The organism is Roseicyclus sp., from assembly GCF_052168335.1.
In the GTDB taxonomy this organism is placed as follows: domain Bacteria; phylum Pseudomonadota; class Alphaproteobacteria; order Rhodobacterales; family Rhodobacteraceae; genus Roseibacterium.
The window spans coordinates 1-4318 of record NZ_JBQLZP010000070.1 but is presented as its reverse complement, the minus strand read 5'-3'; the positions used below and the strand labels follow the sequence as shown (position 1 = coordinate 4318).

The 4318-nt window shown below is 72.3% G+C and carries 6 protein-coding genes; 3 read left to right on the top strand and 3 right to left on the bottom strand.

Features of this window, described 5'->3' with window-relative positions:
- Both ACTS11_RS02390 and ACTS11_RS02385 read left to right on the top strand, forming a co-directional pair.
- A partial coding sequence (locus ACTS11_RS02390) for a glycine cleavage T C-terminal barrel domain-containing protein (protein ID WP_442638751.1) occupies positions 1-327 on the top strand: 327 nt, incomplete at its 5' end.
- Positions 324-917: a nucleotidyltransferase family protein gene (locus ACTS11_RS02385; RefSeq protein ID WP_442638750.1), complete on the top strand. Its 594-nt coding sequence runs from the start codon at positions 324-326 to the stop codon at positions 915-917. The genes ACTS11_RS02390 and ACTS11_RS02385, both read left to right, overlap by 4 nt.
- A 6-nt stretch (positions 918-923) precedes the next feature.
- On the opposite strand, the gene ACTS11_RS02380 is transcribed toward ACTS11_RS02385, so the two are convergent.
- The 3 genes from ACTS11_RS02380 to ACTS11_RS02370 form a co-directional block, all read right to left on the bottom strand.
- A complete protein-coding gene (locus ACTS11_RS02380; protein WP_442638749.1) occupies positions 924-1757 on the bottom strand; it encodes a sulfite exporter TauE/SafE family protein in 834 nt (277 codons plus the stop codon).
- 27 nt (positions 1758-1784) lie between these two features.
- Positions 1785-2663, bottom strand: a complete 879-nt coding sequence (locus tag ACTS11_RS02375; RefSeq protein ID WP_442638748.1) for an NAD(P)-dependent oxidoreductase — start codon at positions 2661-2663, stop codon at positions 1785-1787.
- 115 nt (positions 2664-2778) lie between these two features.
- On the bottom strand, positions 2779-3477 hold the full coding sequence (locus ACTS11_RS02370) for a fumarylacetoacetate hydrolase family protein (protein WP_442638747.1): 699 nt from the start codon (positions 3475-3477) through the stop codon (positions 2779-2781).
- Between the two features lie 227 nt (positions 3478-3704).
- On the opposite strand from ACTS11_RS02370, the gene ACTS11_RS02365 reads away from it, so the two are divergent.
- On the top strand, positions 3705-4318 hold a 614-nt coding region (locus ACTS11_RS02365; protein WP_442638746.1), incomplete at its 3' end, for an ABC transporter substrate-binding protein.

Genomic DNA, 4318 nt, shown 5'->3' with positions numbered 1-4318 from the left:
GGCGGCGCGGCCGATGAAGTCCGCGCCGCCGCCGAGGCCGAGCGGGCGCAGGGCGCCGCGCGCCGTCTCTGCGCCTTCACCGTGGATGCGGCCGACGCCGACGTGGTCGCCTACGAGCCGATCTGGCACGGCGGCGCCGTCGTCGGCTTCTGCACCTCGGGCGGCTACTCGCACCATGCGGGGCGGTCCGTCGCGCTCGGCTTCCTGCCGGTGGAGCTGATCGCCGAGGGCCGCGAGGTCGAGATCGAGATCCTGGGCGAGATGCGTCCCGCGCGCGTCGTCACCACGCCCCTCTTCGACCCCGAGGGCGCGCGGATGCGGGGATGACGGAGCCCGTCATTCTCCTTCTCGCCGCAGGGCGCGCGACACGGATGCGGGGGGCGGACAAGCTCCTCGAACCCGTGCCGGCACCCTTCGGGGACCGGCCGCTCCTCGAGGTGATGGCGCGGCGCTGCCTGCGGGCGGGGGCCACGCGCGTCGTCCTCGGCCCCGGGCAGGCGGCGCGCCGCGCGCTTCTGGAGGGGCTGGAGGTCGAGGTTCTGGAGGCGCCCGAAGGCGCAGGCATGGCCGCCTCCATCGTCGCTGGCGTGGCGGGCCTGTCGGTGCCGGTCCTCGTGGTGCTCGCCGACATGCCCGACGTGACGGCGGCGGACCTCCACCTCCTCCTCGCGCTGTCGCAGCAGGCGCCCGATCTGATCCTGAGGGCCGCGGCGGAGGACGGGACGCCCGGCAACCCCGTGCTCTTCCCCGCGGACCTCGTCCCCGAGCTCGCCGCGCTGACCGGCGACACCGGCGCGAAGGAGGTGCTCCGGCGTCACGCCGAGCGCGTGCGCCTCGTGCCGCTGAAGGGGCGGCGTGCGCTCACCGACCTCGACACGCCCGAGGACTGGGCCGCCTGGCGCACGGGGCCAAACTGATCCCGCTCAGAGGAGCGCGATCACGAAGCGGATCGAGACCGCGAGCAGGAACAGCCCGAAGAGCCGCTTCAGCGTCGCCTGGTCGAGCGCGTGTGCGAAGCGGACGCCGAGCCGCGTCGTCAGGAGCGCGGTCGGCAGCGTCAGCACCAGCGCGCTGGCCGAGACGTAGCCGAGCGCGTCGGGCGGCAGCCCGGGCTGGCCCCAGCCCGCCAGCACGTATCCGACGGTCCCCGGCACCGCCACCAGGACGCCCACGCCCGCCGAGGTCGCGACCGCGCGGTGCATCGTCCAGCCGTGGAGCGTGAGGATCAGGTTCGAGATCGCCCCCCCGCCGATCCCCATGAGCGCCGAGAGGAGCCCGACGAGCGCGCCGAAGCCCAGGTTGCCCACGCGGCCCATGCCGTCGCGGATCGGCTTCGCGCCCGCCGCGAGGAGGAGGCGCGCCGCCATCGTCGCCGAGATCGCGACGAAGACCGCCTGGAAGACCTCGGCCGGGGCGAAGCGGGCGACGACGCTGCCCGCGATCACGCCGCCGAGGACCGGCAGCGTCCAGGCCCGGAGCTGGTCCATGTCGAGCGCCCCCTTCGCCGCGTGGGAGCGCGCCGACAGGATCGCCGTCGGCACGATCATGGCGAGCGAGGTGCCGACGGCGAGCGGCATCGCCCGGTCGGGATCGAGGCCGAAGCGCAGGAAGCTCTCGTAGAAGACCGGCACGCTGATCGCGCCGCCGCCGACGCCGAAGAGGCCCGCGAGAACCCCGATGGCGGCCCCCGCCCCGATGAGCGTCAGGGCGAGCATCACCAGCGCCGAGGGATCGCCCAGAAGCGCCTCGAGCCCCATCAGCGGAACCGCCGGGGCGGCACCGCCTCAGCCCCCGACCATGTGGCGCGTCAGGCTCGACCCGTCGTAGCCGCCGAGGCCCGCCGCGACCGCCTCGTCGTAGAGCGCGAGCGCCGCGTTCGAGAGCGGCATGGGCGTTCCGCCCCGCGCGGCCCAGTCGAGCGCGAGGCGCAGGTCCTTGCGCAGGCCGTTGACGTCGAAGGTGCCGGGCTGGTCGCGCCCCTCGAGCGTCGCCGTCACGACCTCGAGCCGGTTCTTCAGGACCGCCGGGCCGCCCGAACTGTCCGACATGATGTCGGCGGCGCGGCCCAAGGGCACGCCCGACCCCTCGAGGAGCGACAAGGCCTCGCCCATGCCCGCCCAGTAGAGCGCGAGCGGCAGGTTGACGGCGAGCTTCATGGCCGAGCCCGCGCCCACGGGCCCCAGATGCTCGACCCGCTTGCACAGGCCCTCGAGCACCAGGCGACCGCGCTCCCACGCGGCCTCGGTGCCGCCCGCCATGCCCAGCAGCGCGCCCTTGAGCGCGGGGCCGACCGTGCCGCCGACGGGGCATTCGAGATAGTCGCAGCCCGCGTCCCGCGCCGCCGCCTCGAGCGCCTGCTGCGCGTCGGGCAGGAGCGTGCTCATCTCGATCCAGAGCTTGCCGCCGATCCCCTGCCCGAGAAGGCCGTCGCCGATCGCCGCGTCGATGGCGGCCTTGTCGGTCAGCGAGCTGACGAGGATGTCGGAAGAGGCGACGAGGTCGGCGAGGCTGTCGGCGCGGGTCGCGCCCGCCTCCACCGCCTTCGCCGTCCGCTCCGGCGTGCGGTTCCAGACCCGCACCTCGTGGCCGAGGCCCGCCAGCCGCGTCGCGAAGGCCGTCCCCATCCGGCCCGTGCCGATGATGCCTAGTTTCTCGCCGCTCATGCCGTCCTCCCCTGTCTTGCCTCCGCCGGGACGGCCGGACCCGGACGCGCCAGGCCCCGCGCCGCCCCCCTCCTCCGGGGCGGGCGCGGCGGCAGCATCCGGGCCCGGCGCCCCGTCACGCCGCGGGCGCCCCGATGGTCACCTTCAGCGGCGCGAGCCCCTCGGCCTCGACCTCGATCACGTCGCCGGTGACGACCGCGCCGACACCCGCGGGCGTGCCCGTCATGATCAGGTCGCCCGCCTTCAGCTCGTGCTGTTCGGAGATCTTCGCGATGATCTCGCGCGTGTTCCAGATCATCAGGTTGACGTTGGCATCCTGCCGCACCTCGCCGTTGATCTTCGTGCGCAGGACGTGGTCGTCGATGTGGCCGACATCCTCGACGCGCGAGATCGGGCCCATCGGCGCGGAGTGGTCGAAGGCCTTCGTCACCTCCCAGGGCAGGCCCTTGGCCAGCGCCGCCGCCTGGTGGTCGCGGCGCGTCATGTCCAGGCCGACGCAATAACCGAAGATGTGGGAATAGGCCTCCGCCTCGGGGATGTTGTAGCCGCCCGACTTCATGGCGACGACGAGTTCGCCCTCGTAGTGGAAGTTGCCGGTGAAGACCGGGTACGGGATCTCGCCGCCTTCCGCGACGATGGCGTCCGCGGGCTTCATGAAGATCACCGGCGGGTCGCGCTCGTCGGCGTTCATCTCGTGGATATGGGCGACGTAGTTCTTGCCGATGCAGTAGATGCGCCGCACCGGGAACACCTGGTCCGATCCGACGATGGGCAACACGGCCTGCCCGGGGGCCTCCACGGCGTAGTCGGTCATGCGTTCCTTCCTCCCTCATGATCCCGCTTTGGGGCAGGATAATATATTTCCCTTTCGCCCGCCACATCGGCAAATACCCATGTTTTATTGGCATTTAGCGCCACTCTGCGCGGGTCAACCCCTCACAAATATATACAAAGCTAGGAAGAACGCTCGAATCATATATGATGTTTCCGCAGCGGCGACCGGGGAGGGTCAAGCCGCGCGACATGGGAGGACAACAGATCATGCAACTCGGCAAGAGTATCTCCGGACAGCTCAGGGCCGCGGCCCTGTCGGCGGTCGCGGCGGTCGGCCTCGCGCTGCCGGCGGCGGCCCAGACGGACATCACCGTGGCGGTTCCGAACCCGTCCGCGATCACCTGGGCGCCCATGTGGGCGGCCATCGGAGAGGGCTACTTCGCGGAGGAAGGCCTGAACGTCGACGTGCAGGCGGTCGACGGCTCGTCGCAGGTGCTGCAGGCGATGTCGGCGGGCCAGGCCCAGATCGGCGCGCCCGGACCGGGCCCCGTGCTCGGCGCGCGCGCCCGCGGCCTCGACGTGGTGTTCATCTACAACCTCTATCCCAAGAGCGTCTTCGGCCTTCTCGTGCGGGAGGAATCGGAGTTCAACGCGCCCGCCGACCTCGAGGGGCGGGTGATCGGCGTCGGCACGGCGGACGGCGCGGAAGTCTCGTTCGCGCGCGCGATCCTGAACGACGCGGGCATGGCGGAGGGAGAGGACTACACCTTCCTGCCCGTGGGCGACGGCGGCACGGCCGCGGTGGCCTTCCTGCGCGGTGACGTCGGCGCCTATGCGGGCGCTGTCAGCGATGCGGCGATCCTCGCCAACCGGGGCCTGAA

Bases quoted from the DNA above. Each gene is read 5' to 3' on its own strand.
- ACTS11_RS02375 (WP_442638748.1), bottom strand. From the start codon at position 2,663: ATGAGCGGCGAGAAACTAGGCATCATCGGCACGGGCCGGATGGGGACG.
- ACTS11_RS02385 (WP_442638750.1), top strand. From the start codon at position 324: ATGACGGAGCCCGTCATTCTCCTTCTCGCCGCAGGGCGCGCGACACGG.
- ACTS11_RS02370 (WP_442638747.1), bottom strand. From the start codon at position 3,477: ATGACCGACTACGCCGTGGAGGCCCCCGGGCAGGCCGTGTTGCCCATC.
- ACTS11_RS02380 (WP_442638749.1), bottom strand. From the start codon at position 1,757: ATGGGGCTCGAGGCGCTTCTGGGCGATCCCTCGGCGCTGGTGATGCTC.